Below are 22,359 nucleotides of genomic sequence, written 5' to 3' on the forward strand. Positions count from 1 at the left end.
ACTTCGTCAGGAGCACACCGTGACCGACGCGCACACCGCCGGCCCGTTCATCGCCGCCATCGACCAAGGCACCACCTCCAGCCGCTGCATTGTCTTCGACCGGGACGGCCGTATCGTCTCCGTCGACCAGAAGGAGCACGAGCAGATCTTCCCGAAGCCGGGCTGGGTCGAGCACAACGCCGCCGAGATCTGGACCAACGTCCAGGAAGTCGTCGCCGGCGCCCTCGACAAGGCCGGGATCACCAGAGCCGACCTCAAGGCGATCGGCATCACCAACCAGCGCGAGACCACCGTGCTGTGGGACAAGCACACCGGCGAGCCGGTGCACAACGCCATCGTCTGGCAGGACACCCGCACCGACGCCCTGTGCAAGGAGCTCGGCCGCAACGTCGGCCAGGACCGGTTCCGCCGTGAGACCGGCCTGCCGCTGGCCTCCTACTTCGCCGGACCGAAGGTCCGCTGGCTGCTCGACAACGTCGAGGGTCTGCGGGAGCGCGCGGAAGCGGGCGACATCCTCTTCGGCACGATGGACTCCTGGGTCATCTGGAACCTCACCGGTGGCACCGAGGGCGGCGTCCACGTCACCGACGTCACCAACGCCTCCCGCACCATGCTGATGAACCTGCACACCATGGAGTGGGACGAGAAGATCCTGTCCTCGATGGAGGTCCCGGCCGCCGTGCTGCCGGAGATCCGCTCCTCCGCCGAGGTGTACGGCACCGCCACGGGCGTGCTGGAGGGCGTGCCGGTCGCCTCCGCGCTCGGCGACCAGCAGGCGGCCCTGTTCGGCCAGACCTGTTTCGCCGAGGGCGAGGCCAAGTCCACCTACGGCACCGGCACGTTCCTGCTGATGAACACCGGTGCCAAGGTCATCAACTCCTACAGCGGCCTGCTGACCACGGTCGGCTACCGGATCGGCAACGACAAGGCGGTCTACGCCCTGGAGGGCTCGATCGCGGTCACCGGCTCGCTGGTGCAGTGGATGCGCGACCAGATGGGTCTGATCAGCACCGCCGCGGAGATCGAGACCCTGGCCAGCTCGGTCGAGGACAACGGCGGCGCGTACTTCGTCCCCGCCTTCTCCGGCCTGTTCGCCCCGTACTGGCGCTCCGACGCCCGCGGTGTGATCGCCGGCCTGACCCGCTATGTCACCAAGGCGCACATTGCCCGCGCCGTCCTCGAGGCGACCGCCTGGCAGACCCGCGAGATCGTCGACGCGATGAGCAAGGACTCGGGCGTGGACCTGACCGCGCTCAAGGTCGACGGCGGCATGACCTCCAACAACCTGCTGATGCAGACCCTCGCCGATGTCCTCGACGCACCGGTGGTGCGTCCGATGGTGGCCGAGACCACCTGCCTCGGCGCCGCCTACGCGGCCGGACTGGCCGTGGGCTTCTGGCCGGACACCGACGCGCTGCGTGCCAACTGGCGCCGCGCGGCCGAGTGGACGCCCGACATGGACGCGGACGTTCGCGACCGCGAGTACAAGCTCTGGCTCAAGGCCGTCGAGCGGACCATGGGCTGGATCGACGAGGAGCCCGTCGAAGACAAGTAAGGGCCTTCGTCGGAGACACCTAAGGAGCAGTAAACAGATGAGCACCCTGCAGAGCGTCCCGTCGCTCGGGACGCATCCGGCTGCCGGCCGGGCCCCCGGCCGCGCCGAGACCCGTGAGCGACTGTCCAAGGCGACGTACGACCTCCTGGTGATCGGCGGCGGAATCCTGGGCACTTCGGTGGCCTGGCATGCCGCGCAGTCGGGACTGCGGGTGGCAATGGTGGACGCCGGCGATTTCGCCGGCGCCACTTCCTCCGCCTCCTCCAAGCTCGCCCACGGCGGTCTGCGCTATCTGCAGACCGGCGCGGTCAAGCTGGTCGCGGAGAACCACCACGAGCGGCGGGTGCTGGCCAGGGATGTGGCCCCGCACCTGGTCAACCCGCTCACCTTCTACCTGCCGGTCTACAAGGGCGGCCCGCACGGCGCGGCAAAGCTCGGCGCGGGGGTCTTCGCCTACTCGATGCTGTCCGCCTTCGGCGACGGTGTCGGCCGGCTGATATCCCCGGCCAAGGCCAAGGCCGACAACCCCGGCCTGCGGACGGACAACCTCAAGGCGGTCGCGGTCTACGGCGACCACCAGATGAACGACTCGCGCGTGGCGATCATGACGGTGCGCGCCGCCGTCGAATCGGGCGCGGTCGTCCTCAACCACGCCGAGGTCACCGGCCTGCGCTTCACGCACGGGCGGGTGACGGGCGCGGAGCTCAAGGACCGGGTGGACGGCGCCGAGTTCGGGGTCAATGCCCGCCTGGTCATCAACGCGACCGGGCCGTGGGTGGACCACCTGCGCAAGCTGGAGGACAGGGGCGCGGACCCGAGCATCCGGCTCTCCAAGGGCGCGCACATCGTCCTCAAACGCAAGGCGCCGTGGCGGGCGGCGATGGCCACCCCGATCGACAAGTACCGCATCACCTTCGCCCTGCCGTGGGAGGACCAGCTGCTGCTGGGCACCACTGACGAGGTGTACGAGGGCGACCCTGCGGAGGTGCGTGCCACCGAGGCCGACATCCAGCAGATCCTGGACGAGGCCGCCATCTCGGTGCGGAACGAGCATCTGTCGCGCGATCTGATCACGTACGCCTTCGCGGGCCTGCGGGTGCTGCCCGGCGGCCCGGGCGGAGTCGAGTCGGCCAAGCGCGAGACGGTGGTCACCGAGGGCCGTGGCGGGATGCTTTCGGTGGCGGGCGGCAAGTGGACGACGTACCGCCACATCGGCCGGGTAGTGATGAACAAGCTCGCGCAGCTGCCCGGCGGGCCGCTGAACGAGGACATGGAGCCGCTGGCGCACCTGCCGAAGCGGGTGCCGCTGCCGGGCATCGCCAACCCCAACGCGGTCGCGCACCGGCTGCTGGTGGACCGGGAGCCGGGCGCGCGGATGGACCCGCTCACCGCCCGCCACCTGGCCACCCACTACGGTTCGCTGTCCTTCGACATCGCCCGCCTCGTCACCGAGGACCCGGCGCTGGGCGAGCGGATCCACCCCGACGGTCCGGAGATCTGGGCCCAGGTGGTGTACGCACGGGACCACGAGTGGGCCGAGACGGCCGATGACGTGCTGCGCCGTCGTACGACCCTGACGATCCGCGGTCTGGACACCGAAGAGGTCCGGGCCCGGGTCGAGGAGCTGCTGGCCGCCAAGGCCTGAGGCGCCCCGACATCGAGGGCGGGTGGGATCTCCTGTCACCCGCCCTCGGCGTCTGTACAAACCGTCCCGCTTCGGCCCTGTGTATTCCGGCCATTCTCGAGCAGCGGCGCGGAACTTCGCCCCCGGCGTGGTCCCATCGCGCCCCCACCGTGCGTACGCTGCGCGGGCGCGGCCGAGGAGCGACGGCAGCGCGCTGGCGTGCGAGCCGCCGTCGGGGAACGGCTGTACACAATGCCCTGGCGAGTCTTCAGGCGCTGCGGAGGGGGCTCGCGGGAAGCCGTAGGCTTGGGAAGGCACGCAACAAGAACGGCAGCCGGGGGCGGACCCAGAGGAGTCTCCCGGTCGGAAGGAGGCGCTGGGTGATCGAGCTCGAGGGGGTTCCCGAGCTGATCGACCCGGTCATGGTGGCCGCGTTCGAGGGCTGGAACGACGCCGGCGACGCCGCCTCTACCGCGGTCAAGCACTTGGACCGGGAGTGGAAGGGCGAGGTCTTCGCGGCGCTCGACGCCGAGGACTACTACGACTTCCAGGTCAATCGGCCGCAGGTGTTCATGGAGGACGGGGTACGGAAGATCACTTGGCCCACCACCCGGCTCTCGGTGGTCCGGGTGAGCGGGCCCAAGCCGCGCGACCTGGTGCTGGTGCGCGGTATCGAGCCGAGCATGCGCTGGCGCTCGTTCTGCAACGAGCTGCTGGGCTTCGCCCATGAGTTGGGCGTGGAGATGGTGGTCGTCCTGGGCGCGCTGCTGGGAGACACCCCGCACACCCGCCCGGTACCGGTCAGCGGCGTGACCTCCGACCCGGATCTGGCCCGGACGATGGACCTGGAGGAGACCCGCTACGAGGGTCCGACCGGCATCGTCGGCGTCCTGCAGGAGGCGTGCACGCACGCGGGCGTGCCGGCGGTCAGCCTGTGGGCGGCCGTGCCGCACTATGTGTCGCAGCCGCCGAACCCCAAGGCGACGCTCGCCCTGCTCAACCGCCTTGAGGACCTGCTGGACCTGCGCATCCCGCTGGGTGAGCTGCCGGAGGACGCCCGGGCGTGGCAGCTGGGCGTGGACCAGCTGGCGGCCGAGGACAGCGAGGTCGCCGAGTATGTGCAGACGCTGGAGGAAGCGCGCGATACCGCCGACCTGCCCGAGGCGTCGGGCGAGGCCATCGCGCGTGAATTCGAGCGCTATCTGCGGCGGCGTGACGGCTACGGCCAGGCGGGGCCCGGCCAGCCGGGTGGTCATGCGACGGAGGGCGGGGCGACGGCGGACGGCCGGGAGAGCGGCTCGTATCTGCGGGACACCTCCAGCGGGCGTACGCGGCCGCCGAAGCCCCCGGCCACCCAGGACGACGACGAGCCGGACACGGACTCCGCTGACTCGGACGACGAGAAGTGACCCGACTTAGCTGACGCCTCGTCAAATAGTGGGGTGCTCCCCTGCGGTGTGGAGGGGAGCACCCCTGAGTGTTGTGGTGCCTGGTTTACAGGGCTACGCCGAGGAGCGCGTCGACGGCGCGCGACACCAGGCCGGGCGCCCCCTCGTCCGTACCGCCGTGGGCCTGCTGGGCGGCGGCCCAGCGGTCGACGGCGGCAAGCGCCGCCGGGGAGTCGAGGTCGTTCGCAAGGGCCTCGCGAATCTCCTCGAGCAGGGCCTCGGCGGGCGGCCCGTCGGGACGGGAGACGGCGGAGCGCCAGCGGCCGAGGCGCTCGACGGCCTCGTCCAGCACGCTGTCGGTCCACTCCCAGTCGGAGCGGTAGTGGTGCGCCAGGAGCGCGAGCCGTATGGCCGCCGGGTCCACGCCCGCGCGGCGCAGCGCGGAGACGAAGACCAGGTTGCCCTTGGACTTGGACATCTTCTCGCCGTGCAGGGCGACCATGCCGGCGTGCACATAGGACTGCGCGAACGGGCGCTCGCCGGTGAGCACCTGAGCGTGCGAGGCGCCCATCTCATGGTGCGGAAAGGCGAGGTCGGAGCCGCCGCCCTGGACATCGAAGGCCATGCCGAGGTGATCGAGGGCGATGGCGACGCACTCGATGTGCCAGCCGGGCCGCCCGCGGCCGAGGCTGCCGCCGTCCCAGCTCGGCTCGCCCTCACGGGCGGCCATCCACAGGAGGGGGTCCAGCGGGTTCTTCTTGCCGGGGCGCTCCGGGTCGCCGCCGCGCTCGGCGAAGAGCCGGCGCATGGTGTCGGCGTCGAGCCGGGAGACCTGGCCGAAGTCCGGGTCGGACTCGACGGAGAAGTAGATGTCGCCGTCCAGCTCGTACGCGGCCCCGGCGTCCCGCAGCCGCTCGACGATCGGCACGATCCCGGGGATCGACTCGACGGCACCGATGTAGTGCTGGGGCGGGAGCATCCGCAGGGCGGTCATGTCCTCGCGGAACAGTGCCGTCTCGCGCTCGGCGAGTGCGGTCCAGTCCTGGCCGTCGCGCCGCGCCCGCTCCAGGAGCGGATCGTCGACGTCGGTAACGTTCTGGACGTAGTGAACCTGGCGCTTCGTGTCGAGCCACACGCGCTGAACGAGGTCGAACGCGTTGTAGGTCGCCGCGTGCCCCATGTGGGTGGCGTCGTACGGGGTGATCCCGCAGACGTAGATGCGGGCGACGGGACCGGGGTCGAGGGTGATCGGACCCCCGGTCGCCGTGTCGTGAATCCGGAGGTCGCGGCCACTGCCGGGCAGGGCGGGAACCTCAGAAGCGGGCCAGGCATACATGCCTTGAGCGTAACCGGGGGTGCGTTCCGGTTACGAACCGGATCGGCGGAGTTGACTGGACAGGCGGTCTTGCGGGATCGCCTCTGGCGTGGTTCCGCGTCTCCATCGCTCCGCGTTGGAGGTTCCCGCCCACCCGCCCCCGAAAAGGGGCAGGTGAACGGGGCCGCGCAAGGTCAGACCGGGGGCCAGGGGATGGCGGGCCAGTCGCCCGTCGGTTCGGGGTGTCGCCCGGTGCGCAGCAGTGCCGCGATCCGGGCCCGTACGGCGTCGACCTCAGCCGCCGTGATCAGCTCCCCCAGGCGGGTCGCGAGGCAGCCGCCGTCGGCCAGCTCGGCGTCGAGGGCCACCAGGGCGTCAAGGGCCCACTCGGGCAGCGGTTCCCCAGCCCACCCCCACAGCAGGGTGCGCAGCTTGTTCTCCGCGTTGAAGGTCACCCCGTGGTCGATGGCGTACAGCCGCCCGTCGACGGTCGGTAGCAGATGGCGGCCCTTGCGGTCGGCGTTGTTCATCACGGCGTCGAGCACGGCCAGCTGCCGCAGCCGCGGGTCGTCGGCGTGCACCAGCAGCGCAGTGCGCCCTTCCCCCACCGCAGCCAAGCCCACCGCCTTCCAGCCGGGGTCCGGCTCGTCGCTCTCGACAAGGGCCAGCAGCTCGACCGCGGGGTCGGACTCGACCCACAGCTGGCACATGCCCTGGCCGTACGGGCCGTCGCGCAGCACGGTCGGCGGGACCAGGTCCCATCCCGTGGCGCGGGACAGCACATACGCGGCCACCTCGCGCTGCGCCAGCGTGCCCTCGGGGAAGTCCCACAGCGGCCGCTCACCGGCGATCGGCTTGTAGACGCAGTCCGCCCGCTGCCCGTCCCGTTCGACGGTGCAGTAGAGCACCGCGTTCGACGCCTCCCGGATCCGCGCGCGGACGGTCAGCTCGCCGTGCGCGAGCAGGTCGTACAGCGCGGTCTGGCCATCGTCCGGAGCGGGCTGATCCGTTCTCCTGCCGTCGGCCTCGGCGCAGCAGGAGCCCGGCGTCACGCCCCCCTGCGGTATCCGTTCTGGCGCGGACATACGTGTCCCTCCGGGTCGAGCGGCAGGCTGCACAGCGGGCACGGCGGGCGTCCGGCGTTGACCACCTCGAGCGCCCGCTTGGCGAACGCCCGGGCCATCACCCCGGTGAGCCTGACCCTCAGCATCGGCGGACCGTGCTCGTCGTCCCGCAGCAGCCGCTCCTCGGCCTCCGCGAGGTCCTCTTCGGTCTCCGCTTCCAGTTCGACGAGCGCCTGCGCTTCGACGATCATGCGCTGCTCCTCGCCGTCCCAGGCCAGGGCCATGGTGCCGACCCGGAACTCCTCCTCCACAGGGACTTCGAGCGGCGCGGTGTCGGCGAGTTCGGAGGGGGCGACCGCGGGCACGGGAGCGCTGCCTCCGGTCCTGCGCACCACCTCGTCCAACAGCTCGTCGATGCGTTCGGCGAGCGCGGCTACCTGGGCCTTTTCCAGGGCGACGCTCGTGGTCCGGCCGCCTGCCGACGCCTGGAGGAAGAAGGTGCGCCGGCCCGGCAGCCCGACCGTACCGGCGATGAACCGGTCCGGAGGGTCGTAGAGGAACACCTGACGGGGCACGTCCTGCTCCCTTTGATCGGCTGCTAGTGATCGACTACGTGTGATCGTACGCAAGTCCGGCTGCACGGCCGCGGGCCTTCGGGCCACGGCACTCCACCCTACTGCGCGTGCCGATCACCGTGCGCCCGTGGCACCCCCCACGGCGGCATCCCCCTCGGCCGCCGGGAGCTTCGCGTCCGGTGCCAGCCCGCGGAAGTCGCCGGTGTCGCCGAGCCGGAGCAGGAAGGGACGCTGCGGGGTGTAGCGGACGGCGGTGACCGAGCAGGGCTCGACGGAGATCCGCTGGAAGAGGTCGAGGTGGAGCCCGAGGGCGTCGGCGACGACCGACTTGATGATGTCGCCGTGTGAGCACATCAGATAGACGGCGTCGGCGCCGTACTCGGCCTCGATCCGGGCGTTCCAGTCGCGCACCGCGTCGACGGCGCGCATCTGCATGGCCCGTACGGTCTCGCCGTGCGCCCCCGGGAACTCGGCGGCGGAGGGATAGCGCTGGACGGTGTCCCACAGCGGCTCGTCGGCGAGTTCCTTGAGCTTGCGGCCGGTCCAGTCGCCGTAGCGGCACTCGCCGATCCGCTCGTCGGTGTGCAGCGGCAGTCCGGGGCGGGTCTCAACCAGCGGGCCCAGCGTCTCGCGGCAGCGTTGCAGAGGGCTGGTGACGGCGGCGGCCAGCGGCAGGTCGGCCAGCCGCCCGGGCAGCGCGGCCGCCTGTGCGGCGCCGCGCTCATCGAGGGTGACCCCGGGAGTCCATCCCGCGAGGACCCCCGCGGTGTTGGCGGTGGAGCGGCCGTGCCGGAGCAGGATCAACGTGGGCATGCCCGCAACCCTACGGCTTCGCGGCGCCCACATCTCCCGATGCATGTCTGCCGGAGGCCGGGAAGAATTCCCCGCGTGATTGTGGACTGTGGCATCTACCGGGACGGGCGCCGCATCGAGGGCCCGGCCGACTTCTCCGACGCGCTGGATGCGGCCCGCGCCGCCGGGGACTCCTTTCTGTGGATCGGTCTGTACGAGCCCACCGAGGACGAGTTCGATCTCGTCAGCAGTGAGTTCGCTCTGCATCCGCTCGCCGTCGAGGACGCGTTGAAGGCCCACCAGCGGCCCAAGCTGGAGGTCTACGACGACTCGCTGTTCCTGGTCCTCAAGCCGGTGATTTACGAGGAGAAGGGTGGCAGGGTCAGCACGGGCGAGCTGTCGGTGTTCGTCGGCGACTCCTTCGTGGTGACCGTGCGGCACGGCGAGGGCGCCCCGCTGACGGCGGTGCGGCGGCGCCTGGAGGAGGACCCCGAGGTGCTCCGGCACGGCCCGACCGCGGTGATGTACGCGGTGAGCGACGAGGTCGTCGACCACTACATCGACGTGGCGGCCGAGCTGCAGGTCGACCTGGACGAGCTGGAGGCGGAGGTGTTCGCCCCGGACGGCGGCGACGCGAAGCACACCGCGGCCGGGATCTACGCCTTCAAACGCCAGGTCCTGGAGTTCCGCCGGGCCACCGTCCCGCTCGCCGAGCCGATGGAGCGTCTTGCGAGCTCTCCGGTGCCGTTCGTGGAGCAGGGCTCGCGGCCGTTCTTCCGGGACGTGAGCGACCATCTGACCCGCGCGAACGAGTACGTGGAGGGCCTGGACCGGCTGCTGTCGGACATCCTGTCCGCGCACCTGGCCCAGATGGGCGTACGGCAGAACGACGACATGCGGAAGATCTCGGCGTGGGCGGCGATGGCCGCGGTGCCCACGATGGTCGCCGGGATCTACGGCATGAACTTCCAGCACATGCCGGAGCTGAAGACGGTGTGGGGCTATCCGGTGGTGCTGATCGTGATGGCGGCCGCGGTCCTGGCGCTGCACCGCCTGTTCAAGCGCCGCGGCTGGCTGTAGGGGGAGGCGGCCGGGGCTGTTCGGACGCGCCGGGGGCCTGTCAGGCGAACTCGGGGGCTGCCTGCGCGGGATCGCCCAGGGCGTTGCGCCGCTCCGGCATGGTCAGGGTGACCATCCGGCGCCAGCCGATCAGCCGCTCGTACAGGTACGCCGCGTGGATGCCGGCCGCCAGCACCGCCCGCTTCAGCGCCGGCCAGCCCAGGATGCGGCCCATGTGCGCCATCACGGCGAGGCTGACGTCGCGGTAGAGGCGGATCTCTGCCAGCGCGCTCTCCCGCAGCAGGGTCTGGATCGTCCGGCCGTGCCCCGCCGCGGCAAGCCGCAGCAGCTCCTCATGGCAGTACGCGAGGTGGTTGTCCTCGTCGGCCGAGATCATGTTGACGGCGCGTCCGACGTCGGGGTGGTCGGCGAAGTGCTTACGCAGCAACTGCATCTGCTCGGAGGCGCGCTGTTCGGTGACCCGGCTGTGGGCCAGGTACGCGATGATGTCCCGCTCCGTCAGCGGCTCGTCGCGGCGCAGCTTCTCGTGGGCGAGGCCGATGCCCTGCCGCTCGAGCAGCACCGTGTAGTCGGTTTCCTCGGGTACCGCGCACGGCTCCAGACCACGCTTGCGCAGCAGGGCCGTGAAGATCCGGCCGTGCTTGTCCTCGTCGGCGCCGTGCCGGACGATCTTGGGGCTCAACTCCCGCTGGGACTGTGGCACGAGCGCCGCGATCCGGCCGTTCTCCCACCCGCCCTGGGCCTCGCCGCTCGCGGCGATGGAGCAGAACAGCCGGAAGGACTCGTCGTTGTCGAAGATTTCCTGGAACAGGCTCCGGGCCGAGAGCATGACTGCCTCCTCCGTACGGACGTCGCAATGGGAAAGTCAAGTACGCCTGAAGGGGGCGGGCAAACGGTGGGCACGCCCCGCTGGGCCGAATGACGGAGCGCAGGCTGGCGGCGGGCGCGTAACCCCCTGGGGGCGCGCCGCGTTGTGTTCCGTGACGGCCGTGGCGGGGAAGACCCCCGAGCCCCCACCACGGCCGCAGAAGAGCTTGGTGGCCCGGCTCGATTCGGGCTCCCTGGGGTTACCCCCAGCGTTGGCTGGGGGAATTCGGCACCGGCTCGCCCGAGACTGCTGATGTCAGCGGGTCGCTCGCCTCTCCTTCTCCAATCCGCCGCCCTGGGTAGGGTGAACTCCGAGTCTGGAGGGGGTTGTGAGACCGGTGGGCAAGTTCAGCAGGGCGAGGGCGGCGCGACGCAGCCCGGCGCCGCGGCACGTGGGTCCCGCGGGCTCGGACTGGTCCCCGTACGAACGCCTCGAAGACGCAGTGCGCGCGTACTTTCTGCACGCGGATGTGGCGCTGAACGAGATCGGCGGCATGCTGGGGCGGCACCGGGTGCGGGGCTTCACGCTGGAGCGGGTCGTGGACCTGACCGAGACGGGTGCGTCGCTGTGGCAGGAGGCCGCGGTCTGCGACGGGCGGCGGCTGATCCTGTGGCACAGCGAGGAATTGGCGGACGAGGACGCGTCGGGCACGAGGATCCTCGACTCTTCGGTGCAGGTCCTGCCGCTGGCGTCGATCCGGCATGTGGGCATGCGCACGCTGGTGGGCCGGGACGCGTCGGGGCGGCGGGTGGACCGGGGTGTGCATCTGGTGGTGGCGACCGGCACGCCCCATGAGCTGAGTCCGGTGCCGGGAGGCGACCCGGACGCGCCGCTGACCGCGGCCAGGTTCCGGCCGGAGGCGTTCCGCTTCAGCAAGTCGCTGGACGACGGCGGGGCGGGGCAGGTGGCGCGGCTGGTCGCCTTCGGGCGGCTGCTGGGGCAATTGGTACCGGGCTGACGGGCGGCGCGGCCCCGGCCGGAGCCGGGGCGCCCGCCGTTCGGGTCCGGGCTCAGGCGAGGCCGGCGCGCTCCAGGGCCTCAACACCCGTGCGCAGCGCGGTGATGCGCTCCTCGAGAGTGAAGCCGCCCGGGGCGAGCGACAGGGTGGTTACCCCGGCCTCGGCGTAGGCCTGCATACGGTCGGCGATGCGCTCGACGGGCCCGAGCAGGGTGGTGGAGTCGATCAGGTCGCGGGGAACGGCCGCGGCAGCGCCGTCCTTGTCACCGGAGAGGTACTTCTCCTGGATCTCCGCGGCTTCCTTCTCGTACCCCATGCGCTGCGCGAGCTTGTTGTAGAAGTTCTGCCTGGCGCTGCCCATGCCGCCCACGTACAGCGCCGTGTACGGGCGGAAGAGGTCGGCGAGGGAGTCCACGTCGTCGCCGATCGCGAGCGGGACGGTGGGCACCAGGTCAAAGCCGTCGAGGTCCTTGCCGATCTTCCGCCGCCCCGCGCGGAGGGCACCGAGCGTGGTCTCCTCGGCGTGCTCGGGGGCGAAGAAGACGACCAGCGCGCCGTCGGCGATCTCGCCGGTCTGCTCGAGGTTCTTCGGGCCGATCGCGGCGATGTAGAGCGGGATGCGCTCGCGCACGGGGTGGACGGTGAGCTTGATCGGCTTGCCGGGGCCGCCGGGCAGCGGCAGCGTCCAGTGCTCTCCCTGGTGAGTGAGGCGCTCGCGGCTCATCGCCTTGCGGACGATCTCGACGTACTCGCGGGTGCGGGCGAGGGGCTTGTCGAACTTCACGCCGTACCAGCCCTCGGAGACCTGCGGGCCCGACACGCCGAGGCCGAGACGGAAACGGCCGCCGGAGAGCGAGTCGAGAGTGGCCGCCGTCATCGCGGTCATCGCGGGGGTACGGGCGGGGATCTGGAAGATGGCGGAGCCGACGTCGATGCGCTCGGTCTGGGCCGCGACCCAGGACAGGACGGTGGGGGCGTCCGAACCGTAGGCCTCGGCGGCCCAGCACACGGCATAGCCCAGCTTGTCGGCCTCGCGGGCGACCGCGAGGTTGTCGGCGTCCATTCCGGCACCCCAGTAACCGAGGTTGATACCGAGCTGCATGGCGCTCCCTTTACTGGTCAGTAATGTGGTGTTGGTCGGACTCTAGCGTCCAGGGCCCGGGTCCGTCAGTGCCGGAGCGCGGCAGCCGCTGAGGCCCATTGTCCACAGGCCGCCGCTCGCGGGCGCTCGGCCAGTAATCTCAGCGGTCATGGAGCAGAGGCACCTGGGTCGTACCGGCCTTCGCGTATCGCGGATCGGGCTCGGCACCCTGACGTGGGGTCGGGACACCGACGAGCACGACGCCGCCGATCAGTTGAAGGCGTTCTGGGAATCCGGCGGAACGCTGGTGGACACCGCCGATGTGTACGCGGACGGCGGGGCCGAGTACCTCCTCGGGCAGCTCCTCGAGGACCTGGTGCCGCGCCGGGACCTGGTCATCGCGACGAAGGCGGGCAGCGTCCCGGATCCCGACCGTCGCTTCGACTGCTCCCGCGGGCATCTGCTGGCGGCGCTCGACGCCTCGCTGGAGCGGCTCGGAACGGATTACGTCGATCTATGGCAGATACACGCCTTCGACCCGGTGACGCCGCTCGAGGAGTCGCTGCAGGCGCTCGACATCGCGGTCAGCAGCGGGCGCGCCCGGTACGTGGGGGTGTCCAACTTCTGCGGCTGGCAGCTGGCCAAGGCCGCCACCTGGCAGCTCGCCGCGCCCGGCGCGCACACCCGGCTGGCGAGCACGCAGATGGAGTACTCCCTGCTGCAGCGCGGCGTGGAACGGGAGGTGCTGCCCGCCGCGCTGGACCTGCAGGTTGGGCTGCTGCCGTCGTCACCGCTGGGCCGTGGGGTGCTGACAGGCAAGTACCGGCACAGCACGCCGTCCGATTCGCGGGCCGCGTCGCCGAATCTGTCGGCCTTCGTCGCCCCGTACCTGGACGATACGGCCGGCCGCATCGTGGACGCCGTCGCCACGGCTGCGGACGGACTGGTGACCACCCCGTTGAACGTGGCGCTCGCATGGGTACGGGACAGACCCGGGGTGGCCGCCCCGATCGTCGGCGCGCGTACCGCGCAGCAGCTCAGGGCGGCGTTGTCAGTGGAGGCGCTTAGTCTTCCCGACGAGATCTGCCAGGCGCTCGACGATGTGTCGGCGCCCGTGCATCGCTATCCCGACCAGGACTGGAGCACGCTGTGAGCACGGACCGCCTCTCCGGCGAGCCCGCTGACCCGTCGGCGCCGGAGGCCGCCGCCCCGACCGATGCACCGGCAGCGCCCGACCCCGTGGACGAGCACGGCGCCGCACCGGCTGATGCGGCCGGAGGTGGCGAGGACCAGCGGCCCGAGGCCGTGGATGAGCACGGCTCCAAGCCGGATGCTCCCGCCGGGAGCGCGGGCGGGAGCGGCGCCCGGGACGGCGACTCCGGCGAGGGACCGGGTACTTCCGGGGGCGGTGAGGACGACGGCGGTTCGGAGGAGGGCCAGGAGCGCAAGGCGCGTCGGCGGCTGTCGGCCGAGGAGGCCGCGGAGGTGGGGTCAGGGCTCGGCGGTCAGGCCGCGGAGCTGCTGGCGGCTGTACGGGCCGTCGAGAGCGGTGAAAAGCCCGCGGCGTCCTTCTACTCCGCCCCACCGTCCCGGGACCGTCGCCCCGAAGGGCCCCGGGCCGAAGCCACGCCGGGCGCCCGCGCCGGAACGCCCGGCGCCGACACCGCAGGCGCGACGCCCGGAACGCCCGGCGCCGACACCGCAGGCGCGACGCCCGGAACGCCCGGCGCCGACACCGCAGGCGCGACGCCCGGAACGCCCGGCGCCGACACCGCAGGCGCGACGCCCGGAACGCCCGGCGGCGACACCGCAGGCGCGACGCCCGGAACGCCGGGCGGCGCCGCGGTGCCCTCGGGCACGAGGGCGGCAGCTCCCGGTGGCGACCGGACGGCACCCGCCCCCGGCGCTCAGGCGAGTCCGGCGCCCGAGGCCGCGGGGATGCACGCGGCCGGCGCCGCAGGCGTCCCGCAGGCCGACCTCGACGCCATTGGCCGCGTGCTCGCCGACGGTGGCGCGCCAGCCGCGCTCGCTCCCCGGGTCGCCGCGGCGCTCGGCGAGCGGGCCGCGGAGGCGCTGCGCGAGGACCCCTGGCAGTTGCTCACCGTTCCGGGCGTACGGCCGGAGCAGGCGGACGGTTTCGCCCGCGCCCTGCTGGGGCCCGAATGCGGTCCCGGCGACGAGAGACGGGCCCAGGCCCTCATCCGCTGGCTGCTGGAGCGCGCCGCGCTCGAAGGGCACACGGCCCTGGAGCCCTCGGCCCTGAGCGCCGCTCTCGCGCAGCGGTCGGTGCCGGAGCCGGATCAGGCGATCCACACCGCCATCGCGGACGGCGGGGTCCTGGTGTTCCAGGACGCGCTCGAGAGCGGGCGCGGCGTCGGGGAGTCCGAGGACGAAGAGCCGCCGGTCCGCATACTGCTGGGCCTCGACCGCTACGCCCTGGCCGAGGAGAGCCTCGCGGACGGTCTCGCCCGGCTTCTCAGCACCTTCGTGCCCGAGAGTGACGACGGCTGCCGTGCCTGGGAGGGCGCCGCCGCGGACGCACCGTCGCCGTCCGCCGCCGAGCTGATCCGTACCGCCGCGAGCAGCGGCCTGGTAGCACACACCGGGGCTGAGGCGGCCCGTGCCGAGCCCGCCGCGCTGGTCGCCGCCGCCCGCTCGCTGGGGCTGCGGGCGTACGCCGCCGCGCACAGCGAGGACGGCCGTCGACGGCTGGCCGAGCTGATCGGAGACGCCGCCGTGACCCTCGCCGGGTTGCTCGCCGGCCGCGAGGGCCCGGGGCGTGACGAGGAGGGCGGGCTGGCGCTTGACGTGCTCGCGGTGCTGGACGCCCCGCAACTCGATGTGGAGACCGCGGCGATGCTCGTCGAGTCCCTGCCGGACGGCACCCGGCTGGTGCTGAGCGGCGACCCGGGCGTGCTGTGGTCGGCCGGGCCGGGGCGGGTCTTCGCCGACGTCCTCGCCACCCGGGCCTGCCCGCAGATCGCCTCCCGCACCCCGGATCCGGGGCCGATCGGCGAACTGGTCTCGGGCATCGGGATCGGCGAGCTGAGCCCGGTGGAGGCCCCCGGCAAGGAGGTGGTGATCGTCCCGGTGCGCGACGCCGGTGAGGCGGTGCATCGCACCGTGCAACTGGTGGCCGACTCCGTGCCGCGGGCGATCGGGGTGCCCGCCGACCGTACGCAGGTGATCACCCCGGGGCACGGCGGCGCTGCCGGGACCCGCGCGCTGAACGCCGCCCTGAAGGAGCGGCTGAACCCCGGCCCCGGCCGGTTCGCCGGCTTCGATCCGGGCGACCGTGTCGTGTACGTCCCGGCGCCCGGCCGGACCCTGCCCGGCACGGTGGTCTCCGCGGACTCCGAGGGCCTGCACCTGGACAGCGCCGGTACGGCCGTGGTCGTACCGCGCGAGCGCGTCGGCGACACGGTTCGGCACGGCTGGGCGCTCACCGCGCACCAGGCGGCCGGTATGCGCTGGCCCGCGGCCGTGGTGGTGCTGCCCGGGGACGCGGCCCAGGCCCTGACCCGGGCCTGGGTGTACACCGCGTTCAGTCGCGGCGAGCGGCATCTGTCCGTGGTGCACGGCATGGATCAGGCGCTGCCCCGCGCCGTGGCCGAGGTACCGGTGCGGGAGCGTATGACCCGACTGCGCACGCTGCTGCAGACGCTGATGCCGCCGGCCGCGTAAGCGGCGGGGGTACTTCCACCCTGGCCGTCGCACCCTGGCCGTCGGCCAAGCCGGGAGTGCCGTCAGAGGCACCAGGAAGTGGCCCCCCAGCTCACCGCTGGGGGTGCGGCTTCACGACAGGTGCTCCCGGAACGGCAGGTGTTCACCGCTCCGCTTCGAGCACCTCCAGCTCGTCCTCGTCGTCCAATTCGTCGTCTACGTCTACGTCATCGTCCTGGTCGTCCAGCTCGTCGTCGAAGACGGCGCTGACGTCGAAGCGGCAGATGACCTGCTGCGGGTCGGCCTGGTCGAAGGGCGCGTTCAGCCACTCCCCTGGTTCGGACGGTTCGTCGGCGGCCGCCACCCACAGGGTGGAGTCCCCCTCCTCCAGCCCGAACTCCTGGTGGCGGGAGGCGATTTCGTCCGGTTCGTACTCGCCGAACAGGACTCCAAGCGCCGCGTGGACACTGCCGACCGCGCTGCCACCCTGTGCCCCGTCGTCCGGAGCCACATCCCGGTCAAGGTCGGCCACCCGCCCGGCCTGCGCGAGCAGCCGGTTCGGTTCGGCGACCGTATAGTCCCGGCGGATCAGCACGCTGAGCGCGCTCGGCTCCTCGGGCCCGGTATAGGCAGGCATGCTGCCGTCGCCGGGGATCTCGAAGGGGGTGACCTCGTCGTACGCCTCGTACAGCAGCTCGTCGTACTCCTCGGCCGCCGCGGCCAACGCATTGAACGCGGCGTACACGGCCGGATCGTCCTCTCCCGACCGGCGCTCGACCGCGTCGAGGTGGCGGTCCAGCGCGGCTTTCACCGCCTCGGCGGCGGCGCGTACCTCGGCAGCGGATGGCTGCGCAGCATCAGACATAGTGCAGACGCTATCCGTACCGGGGCACTGTCCGCACAATAGATGCGATGCCGGAATACGAATTTCGTGACGTGTACGTGCCGCGCGGGGTCTCTCGCTCGGCCACGACCCGTCTGCTGACGGACCATGCCGAGTACGGACACTGGGAGTTGGACCGATTGCGCCTGAATCCGGACGGCAGCCGCAGGGTGCGACTGCGCCGCCGGATCATTCGCCAGCTGCGCGCCACGTGGTGACGTGAGACGCACCACACAATGACAGCGGAGCGGGTCCCGCGACCGCAGGACCCGCTCCGTCGACCCTTCATACCACGGGGCTACACCCTGGATGCCGCCCGCGACCGCCGGTAGAGCAGGGCTCCACCGAGAACCAGCGCGGCGCCCGCCGGCAGGGCCACGCCCAGCATGCCGGAACCGGTCTCCGCGAGCTGGTCCCTGCCCGTGGGCTCGGTGACATGCTGCGGAGACACCGACGACCCCGGAAGCGTTCCCGGGTTGGCCGGAGTGTCCGGAGTGTCCGGGTTGCTCGGCTCCTGCGTGCCGGGGCTCGGCGGCGTCGACGGGCTCGGCGTGCCGGGGCTCGGCGGCGTCGACGGGCTCGGCGGCGTCGACGGAGTGGCCGAGCCACCGTTCCCGCAGCTGTTGCCCATGGCGGGGTTCACACCGCCGACACCCGTGACGTTGTTTCCGCAGGCATTCACCGGAACATCGACCGGAACCTGGACCGAGTTGCCGGAGCCGACCCCCGGCGAGTCGCTGCTGGAGCCCCTGGCGCTCGATGACGAGCCGCCGGTTCCGCCGCCCGACGCATTGCCGCACCGGTTGCCAACGGCCGGGTTCAGCACGCCGACGATGTTGACGGTGTTGCCGCACAGATTGACCGGCACATGCACCGGGACCTGGACCGTGTTTCCGGACACAACGCCCGGAGAGTTCTGCGAAATTCCATCCGCGTCCGCGTTCGCGTACGCATAGCCACCGGTGAGGGCGAGCATGCCGCTCGCCGCCGCAACCGTGATCAGGCTCTTTCTCGCGACCTGTCGCATAGGTTCGCTCCCCTGCTGCCTCTTGCCTTCGAAATGCTCTCGGGCGGACTGCCCGCTCGCTCAGTCCCAAGCGCCCCGGAGCGCATTTCCTGCGCTCCGGGGCCACCTGGGGTCAAACCTCATGAGATTGAGGAAACGGCGTCAGCTGTTGACGCACTGGTTGCCGAAGGTGGGGTTCAGCAGCCCGATCACGGAGACCGTGTTGCTGCAGAGGTTCACCGGCACGTGCACAGGCGCCTGAATGGTGTTGCCCGACACAACACCCGGGGAGTGCAGCGCAGCACCCTGGGCGCCGGCGTCAGCAACAGCCACACCTGCGCCGGCGAGCACGAGTCCACCGGTGGCAGCCGCAGCAGCGACGACCTTCTTGATCATTCTTCCTCCTTGTTGGCAATGCCGCCTCAGCCGAGGCCGCACAGCCAGTAACGAGGAGGGGAGTACCGGGCTACGGCTTTAAAACATCCATTCACTCTTTCTGGCTACAAACGCATGAAGAGCGGGTCAACGGAGTGTCGTTTCAACGTTGTGCGGATATGCAGTGCGCACGCGGCACACGTCGTGGGCGCACATCGTGCTCAGCACTGGTCCAGGAAGCGATCGAGCACCCGTACGCCGAACTTCAGTCCGTCCACCGGAACCCGCTCGTCCACCCCGTGGAACATGCCCGCGAAGTCCAGCTCCGGCGGCAGCTTCAGGGGCGCGAAGCCGAAGCAGCGGATGCCCAGGTCGTCGAAGGACTTGGCGTCCGTACCGCCGGAGAGGCAGTACGGTACGGCACGCGCCATCGGGTCCTCCGCCCGCAGCGCGGACTGCATGGCTTCCACCAGCGCGCCGTCGAAGCTGGTCTCCAGCGCCTTGTCGGCGTGTACGTCCTCGCGCTTCACCCGCGGCCCGAGGATCCGGTCGAGGTCGGCGAGGAACTCCTCCTCGTACCCCGGCAGGAAACGGCCGTCGACGTGGGCGGTGGCCTGTCCCGGGATCACATTCACCTTGTAGCCGGCGCCGAGCATGGTGGGGGCGGCGGTGTTGCGCAGCGTCGCACCGATGATCTTCGCGATGCCGCCGAGCTTGGCGAGCGTCGCCTCCATGTCCTCCGGGTCCAGCGGGGTGCCCAGCGCGTCGGACAGCTCGTCGAGGAAGGACCGTACGGTCTTGGTCACCCGGACCGGGAACTGGTGGCGGCCCAGCCGGCCGACCGCCTCGCACAGCTCGGTGATGGCGTTGTCGGTGTTGGTCATCGAGCCGTGGCCGGCGGTGCCTTCGACGGTGAGCCGCATCCAGTGCATGCCCTTCTGCGCCGTCTCCACCAGGTACAGCCGCAGGTTCTCGTTGACGGTGAAGGAGAAGCCGCCGACCTCGCCGATCGCCTCGGTCACCCCCTCGAAGAGGTCCGGGTGCTGGTCGACCAGGTGCCGGGCGCCGTAGACCCCGCCCGCCTCCTCATCGGCGAGGAACGCCAGGACGATGTCGCGGGGAGGCTTGCGGCCGCTGCGCAGCCGGTCCCGTACGACGGCCAGCGTCATGGCGTCCATGTCCTTCATATCGACCGCTCCGCGTCCCCAGACGCAGCCATCGGCGATCTCGCCGGAGAAGGGGTGGTGCGTCCAGTCGTCGGCGTTGGCGGGGACGACGTCGGTGTGGCCGTGGATGAGCAGGGCGGGCCGGGAGGGGTCCTCGCCCTCGATCCGGGCCACCGTCGAGGCCCGGCCCGGGTGGGACTCGAAGATCTGCGGCTCCAGCCCCACCTCGGCGAGTTTCTCGGCCACGTACTCGGCGGCCGGCCGCTCACCGGGCCCGGAGTGGTCGCCGTAATTGCTCGTGTCGATCCGGATCAGATCCCGGCACAGGCCGACGACCTCGTCCTCGCCGGTGACGCTGCGGGCGGGCTTGGACTCGCTCACGCTGCCTCCTCCTCTTCGGCTCCGGTGGACCGGCGGCGGCGCACCGGGCGGGGGTCCATGCGCCATCCTCCCGCGCCCGGCGGCGCAGCCCAAGGCCGGTCCGGCTGGTGATCGGGCACGGGCGGATGTTTGCTATGGTTTTCCACGTCGGAACGGCCATGGGCCGTACGGCGGACACCTTGTCCGGGTGGCGGAATGGCAGACGCGCTAGCTTGAGGTGCTAGTGCCCTTTATCGGGCGTGGGGGTTCAAGTCCCCCCTCGGACACTGAGCGGACGTTCACGTGATCGTCCTGCTTCCGTTCACGAGTTGCCGGCCGGGCCATAGGTCTCGCCGGTGAGGGTGAAGCTGCCGTACCACCCGCGATGGCTTGTCGCCGCCGTCCGCGATGACCGGGCAGAGGTCGACGAGCGGGGTGACGCCCCACCGTCTCACAGGGGATTGCCCCGCCGTGGACCCGGCGACCCGCGGGTCCACGGGGGGCGGTGGCCCGAGCCACCGCGAGATCACAGCCCCAGAACGAGCCGCTCTCCCTGTGGTGCGCGCGAGACGCAGGGCAGCATGGTGCCGGAGGCGCGTTCCGTCGCGGTGAGCCGGTGGTCGCGGTGGTCGACCTCGCCGTGGGCCACCTGTACCCGGCAGGTGCCGCAGAACCCCTGGCGACAGGAGAACGGCACGTCTGGCAGGGCCTCATGCAGCACATCCAGGGCAGAGCGGTCGCATGGCACCGGGAGCACTCGTCCGCCGGCGCCCAGCTGGAGTTCGAAGGGATGTCCGTCCACGATCGGAGGCGGGGCGAAACGCTCGAAGTGCAGGGCGGCCGCGGGACTCCCGCCCAACGCCCGCCGAACGCCGTCGATCAGGGGTGCGGGGCCGCAGCAGTACACCGCGCCGGCCACCGGACTCAGGCTCAACAGCTCGACCGCTTTGGGTGCACCGCCGCACTCATCGTCGGGGCGGATTGACACCCGGTCGGGGTCCATGACGGCGAGTTCGGCCAACTCCCCCAGGAAAGGCAGCGATTCACGGCTGCGGCCGGTGTGCACCAGCCTCCAGTCGAGGCCGCGTCGGGCAGCCTCCCGGGCCATCGGCAGGATCGGGGTGATTCCGATACCGCCCGCGATGAACAGGACTGACGCTTCCGCGGCGAAGGGGAAGGCGTTCCGGGGCCCTGCCACGGTGACCCGCGTGCCGTCGCGCAGCGTGTCGTGCACCTCGGCCGACCCGCCCCCGCCGTCCGCGATACGGCGCACCGCGATCCGGTACCCGTGCCGGTCGGCGGGGTCACCGCACAGCGAGTACTGCCGCCTGCGGTCCGAGGGCAGGTGCAGGTCGATGTGGGCACCGGGCTGCCAGGGCGGAAGCTTCCCCCCGTCGGGAGCCGTCAGCCGCAGCGAGACCACATCCTCAGCCTCCTGACGCCGGCACCTCACCACGAGTTCCAGCGGCGGACGCGGCTCGGCGGACGGGCGGCGTGGCGGACGGCGAAGGGTGCGCCGCGCGAGAGTCGTCACCGAGTTGTCGCTGAACGCTGCCAGCGTCCGCATGAAGCGGTCGCTGCGCTGTCGGCCGTAAAGATCCGGCGGCGGGGCGAGCGAGGAGGTGCTGTCCATGGCGGGGCTCATCCGTTGCCGGGTCACTGCGCGGCCGCCCGGGCCGCGGGGGACAATCCCAGGTAGGCGACCGCCTGCTGGGTCGAGCCCTCCTGGGTGGGGTGGTAGCGGGGGCGGAAGTAGCGCAGCACCGAGCGGGCGAAGGCGCCCGGCCGGGGCAGCAGGTCCTTCCGGGCAGCGGTGATGTAGTCGCGGAAGCGGGCCTTGGCCCGGCCGCCAAGTTCGGGGTCGGCGTCCATCAGGAACCGCACCCCGCGGATCCACAGCCGGAGCAGCACCGGGGCGGTGACGAGCATGCCCACGACCCGCCGCCGGTACCGTGGGTCGAGGTGGACCAGCAAGTCGAACGCCACGGTGCGGTGCTCGACCTCCTCGGCACCGTGCCACCGGAGCAGATCGAGCATCGTCGGGTCCGAACCCGCCCGGTCCAGTTCCCAGGCGTTGAGCACCCAGTGGCCCAGGTACGCGGTGAAGTGCTCGAATGCCGCAATGAGAGCGAGCCGTTGGATGAGGTGCGCGTGTGCGGCGGCCGGCGTCAGACCCTCCCGGTCTCCGAGCACCCTTCGGAAGAGCCATTCGCACTGCCGGGTGTAGGGGCGCGGGTCCAGCCCCTTGGCGAGCAGGTGCTCCAGAACCTCCTGGTGCGCCTCCGCGTGCATCGCCTCCTGCCCGATGAATCCGCGGACGTCCTCTCGCAGGTGGTCATCGGTGATCAGCGGCAGTGTCTGCTCAAAGGTGCGTACGAACCATCGCTCAAGTTCGGGCAGCAGAAGGTGAAGCACATCGATGGTGTGGGTTGTGAACGCTTCGCCGGGCACCCAGTGAATCGGCAGTTGCGACCAGTCGAAACGGACGTCCCGAGGCTGGAGCACCAGGTCGTGGTGCTCGATGGCGACGGCTTCCGGGGTGGTTGCTGGTTCGCGGTGTCGTGCGGCTCGGATCATTACGAGTCCTCCATAACCGTGCATGCGAC

General features: G+C 71.4%; 20 protein-coding genes and 1 tRNA gene. 9 read left to right on the forward strand and 12 right to left on the reverse strand.

All coding sequences use genetic code 11. From position 1 onward, the window contains the following. Positions 1–19 precede the first annotated feature (19 nt). The 3 genes from glpK to ACY34J_RS05995 all read left to right on the forward strand — a co-directional run bounded on the left by glpK (position 20) and on the right by ACY34J_RS05995 (position 4,588). Complete coding sequence (glpK, locus tag ACY34J_RS05985; RefSeq protein ID WP_462725519.1) at positions 20–1,555, forward strand: glycerol kinase GlpK; 1,536 nt, start codon at positions 20–22, stop codon at positions 1,553–1,555. Between the two features lie 37 nt (positions 1,556–1,592). Further along, the gene (locus ACY34J_RS05990) at positions 1,593–3,200 is read left to right on the forward strand and encodes a glycerol-3-phosphate dehydrogenase/oxidase (RefSeq protein ID WP_462725518.1); all 1,608 of its coding nucleotides are present in this window, start codon (positions 1,593–1,595) and stop codon (positions 3,198–3,200) included. 359 nt (positions 3,201–3,559) lie between these two features. Continuing rightward, on the forward strand, positions 3,560–4,588 hold the full coding sequence (locus ACY34J_RS05995) for a PAC2 family protein (protein ID WP_462725517.1): 1,029 nt from the start codon (positions 3,560–3,562) through the stop codon (positions 4,586–4,588). A gap of 85 nt (positions 4,589–4,673) precedes the next feature. On the opposite strand, the gene mshC is transcribed toward ACY34J_RS05995, so the two are convergent. From mshC to ACY34J_RS06015, 4 genes are all read right to left on the reverse strand, one after another. After that, the gene (gene mshC, locus ACY34J_RS06000; RefSeq protein ID WP_462725516.1) at positions 4,674–5,903 is read right to left on the reverse strand and encodes a cysteine--1-D-myo-inosityl 2-amino-2-deoxy-alpha-D-glucopyranoside ligase; all 1,230 of its coding nucleotides are present in this window, start codon (positions 5,901–5,903) and stop codon (positions 4,674–4,676) included. Between the two features lie 173 nt (positions 5,904–6,076). After that, on the reverse strand, positions 6,077–6,967 hold the full coding sequence (locus ACY34J_RS06005) for an SCO1664 family protein (RefSeq protein WP_462725515.1): 891 nt from the start codon (positions 6,965–6,967) through the stop codon (positions 6,077–6,079). Continuing rightward, positions 6,931–7,521: a DUF3090 domain-containing protein gene (locus tag ACY34J_RS06010; protein ID WP_462725514.1), complete on the reverse strand. Its 591-nt coding sequence runs from the start codon at positions 7,519–7,521 to the stop codon at positions 6,931–6,933. The genes ACY34J_RS06005 and ACY34J_RS06010 overlap by 37 nt, the downstream gene beginning before the upstream one ends. A gap of 114 nt (positions 7,522–7,635) precedes the next feature. After that, on the reverse strand, positions 7,636–8,334 hold the full coding sequence (locus ACY34J_RS06015; RefSeq protein ID WP_462725513.1) for a histidine phosphatase family protein: 699 nt from the start codon (positions 8,332–8,334) through the stop codon (positions 7,636–7,638). A 66-nt stretch (positions 8,335–8,400) separates the two neighbouring features. Here ACY34J_RS06015 and corA point away from each other — a divergent pair, with 66 nt between their 5' ends. After that, positions 8,401–9,393 (forward strand): magnesium/cobalt transporter CorA, encoded by a 993-nt coding sequence (corA, locus tag ACY34J_RS06020; RefSeq protein WP_462725608.1) that lies wholly within the window; start codon positions 8,401–8,403, stop codon positions 9,391–9,393. 40 nt (positions 9,394–9,433) lie between these two features. On the opposite strand, the gene ACY34J_RS06025 is transcribed toward corA, so the two are convergent. Then, a complete protein-coding gene (locus ACY34J_RS06025; RefSeq protein WP_462725512.1) occupies positions 9,434–10,222 on the reverse strand; it encodes a ferritin-like domain-containing protein in 789 nt (262 codons plus the stop codon). A gap of 367 nt (positions 10,223–10,589) precedes the next feature. On the opposite strand from ACY34J_RS06025, the gene ACY34J_RS06030 reads away from it, so the two are divergent. After that, positions 10,590–11,219 carry a hypothetical protein gene (locus ACY34J_RS06030; protein WP_462761940.1) on the forward strand — a complete coding sequence of 210 codons (630 nt, stop codon included), beginning with the start codon at positions 10,590–10,592 and terminating at the stop codon, positions 11,217–11,219. Between the two features lie 52 nt (positions 11,220–11,271). On the opposite strand, the gene ACY34J_RS06035 is transcribed toward ACY34J_RS06030, so the two are convergent. Further along, a complete protein-coding gene (locus tag ACY34J_RS06035; protein WP_462725510.1) occupies positions 11,272–12,321 on the reverse strand; it encodes an LLM class F420-dependent oxidoreductase in 1,050 nt (349 codons plus the stop codon). Positions 12,322–12,469: 148 nt separating this feature from the next. On the opposite strand from ACY34J_RS06035, the gene ACY34J_RS06040 reads away from it, so the two are divergent. Together ACY34J_RS06040 and ACY34J_RS06045 are read left to right on the forward strand one after the other, a co-directional pair. Then, positions 12,470–13,453, forward strand: a complete 984-nt coding sequence (locus tag ACY34J_RS06040) for an aldo/keto reductase (protein ID WP_462725509.1) — start codon at positions 12,470–12,472, stop codon at positions 13,451–13,453. Further along, complete coding sequence (locus tag ACY34J_RS06045) at positions 13,450–15,984, forward strand: helix-hairpin-helix domain-containing protein (protein WP_462725508.1); 2,535 nt, start codon at positions 13,450–13,452, stop codon at positions 15,982–15,984. The genes ACY34J_RS06040 and ACY34J_RS06045 overlap by 4 nt, the downstream gene beginning before the upstream one ends. 142 nt (positions 15,985–16,126) lie before the next feature. On the opposite strand, the gene ACY34J_RS06050 is transcribed toward ACY34J_RS06045, so the two are convergent. Next, positions 16,127–16,828 (reverse strand): hypothetical protein, encoded by a 702-nt coding sequence (locus tag ACY34J_RS06050; protein ID WP_462725507.1) that lies wholly within the window; start codon positions 16,826–16,828, stop codon positions 16,127–16,129. A 47-nt stretch (positions 16,829–16,875) separates the two neighbouring features. On the opposite strand from ACY34J_RS06050, the gene ACY34J_RS06055 reads away from it, so the two are divergent. Continuing rightward, on the forward strand, positions 16,876–17,064 hold the full coding sequence (locus ACY34J_RS06055; RefSeq protein ID WP_462725506.1) for a DUF5703 family protein: 189 nt from the start codon (positions 16,876–16,878) through the stop codon (positions 17,062–17,064). Positions 17,065–17,144: 80 nt separating this feature from the next. Here the strand turns inward: ACY34J_RS06055 and ACY34J_RS06060 are convergent, their stop codons facing one another. From ACY34J_RS06060 to ACY34J_RS06070, 3 genes are all read right to left on the reverse strand, one after another. Next, complete coding sequence (locus ACY34J_RS06060) at positions 17,145–17,873, reverse strand: chaplin (RefSeq protein WP_462725505.1); 729 nt, start codon at positions 17,871–17,873, stop codon at positions 17,145–17,147. 141 nt (positions 17,874–18,014) lie between these two features. Continuing rightward, positions 18,015–18,248, reverse strand: a complete 234-nt coding sequence (locus tag ACY34J_RS06065; protein WP_462725504.1) for a chaplin — start codon at positions 18,246–18,248, stop codon at positions 18,015–18,017. Positions 18,249–18,448: 200 nt separating this feature from the next. Next, a complete protein-coding gene (locus ACY34J_RS06070; protein WP_462725503.1) occupies positions 18,449–19,774 on the reverse strand; it encodes a M20/M25/M40 family metallo-hydrolase in 1,326 nt (441 codons plus the stop codon). A 181-nt stretch (positions 19,775–19,955) separates the two neighbouring features. Here ACY34J_RS06070 and ACY34J_RS06075 point away from each other — a divergent pair. After that, positions 19,956–20,040: transfer RNA gene (locus tag ACY34J_RS06075), tRNA-Leu, on the forward strand. 239 nt (positions 20,041–20,279) lie between these two features. On the opposite strand, the gene ACY34J_RS06080 is transcribed toward ACY34J_RS06075, so the two are convergent. Both ACY34J_RS06080 and ACY34J_RS06085 read right to left on the reverse strand, forming a co-directional pair. Further along, positions 20,280–21,386 carry a PDR/VanB family oxidoreductase gene (locus ACY34J_RS06080; protein ID WP_462725502.1) on the reverse strand — a complete coding sequence of 369 codons (1,107 nt, stop codon included), beginning with the start codon at positions 21,384–21,386 and terminating at the stop codon, positions 20,280–20,282. Positions 21,387–21,409: 23 nt separating this feature from the next. Continuing rightward, positions 21,410–22,330: a metal-dependent hydrolase gene (locus ACY34J_RS06085; protein ID WP_462725501.1), complete on the reverse strand. Its 921-nt coding sequence runs from the start codon at positions 22,328–22,330 to the stop codon at positions 21,410–21,412. Between the last annotated feature and the right edge of the window lie 29 nt (positions 22,331–22,359).

Source organism: Streptomyces sp. HSS9-12 (assembly GCF_054963655.1).

Coding starts and splice junctions, on each gene's coding strand:
- ACY34J_RS05990 (WP_462725518.1), top strand. CDS start 1,593: ATGAGCACCCTGCAGAGCGTCCCGTCGCTCGGGACGCATCCGGCTGCC.
- mshC (WP_462725516.1), bottom strand. CDS start 5,903: ATGTATGCCTGGCCCGCTTCTGAGGTTCCCGCCCTGCCCGGCAGTGGC.
- ACY34J_RS06005 (WP_462725515.1), bottom strand. CDS start 6,967: ATGTCCGCGCCAGAACGGATACCGCAGGGGGGCGTGACGCCGGGCTCC.
- ACY34J_RS06015 (WP_462725513.1), bottom strand. CDS start 8,334: ATGCCCACGTTGATCCTGCTCCGGCACGGCCGCTCCACCGCCAACACC.
- ACY34J_RS06025 (WP_462725512.1), bottom strand. CDS start 10,222: ATGCTCTCGGCCCGGAGCCTGTTCCAGGAAATCTTCGACAACGACGAG.
- ACY34J_RS06035 (WP_462725510.1), bottom strand. CDS start 12,321: ATGCAGCTCGGTATCAACCTCGGTTACTGGGGTGCCGGAATGGACGCC.
- ACY34J_RS06040 (WP_462725509.1), top strand. CDS start 12,470: ATGGAGCAGAGGCACCTGGGTCGTACCGGCCTTCGCGTATCGCGGATC.
- ACY34J_RS06050 (WP_462725507.1), bottom strand. CDS start 16,828: ATGTCTGATGCTGCGCAGCCATCCGCTGCCGAGGTACGCGCCGCCGCC.
- ACY34J_RS06055 (WP_462725506.1), top strand. CDS start 16,876: ATGCCGGAATACGAATTTCGTGACGTGTACGTGCCGCGCGGGGTCTCT.
- ACY34J_RS06060 (WP_462725505.1), bottom strand. CDS start 17,873: ATGCGACAGGTCGCGAGAAAGAGCCTGATCACGGTTGCGGCGGCGAGC.
- ACY34J_RS06065 (WP_462725504.1), bottom strand. CDS start 18,248: ATGATCAAGAAGGTCGTCGCTGCTGCGGCTGCCACCGGTGGACTCGTG.
- ACY34J_RS06080 (WP_462725502.1), bottom strand. CDS start 21,386: ATGGACAGCACCTCCTCGCTCGCCCCGCCGCCGGATCTTTACGGCCGA.
- ACY34J_RS06085 (WP_462725501.1), bottom strand. CDS start 22,330: ATGATCCGAGCCGCACGACACCGCGAACCAGCAACCACCCCGGAAGCC.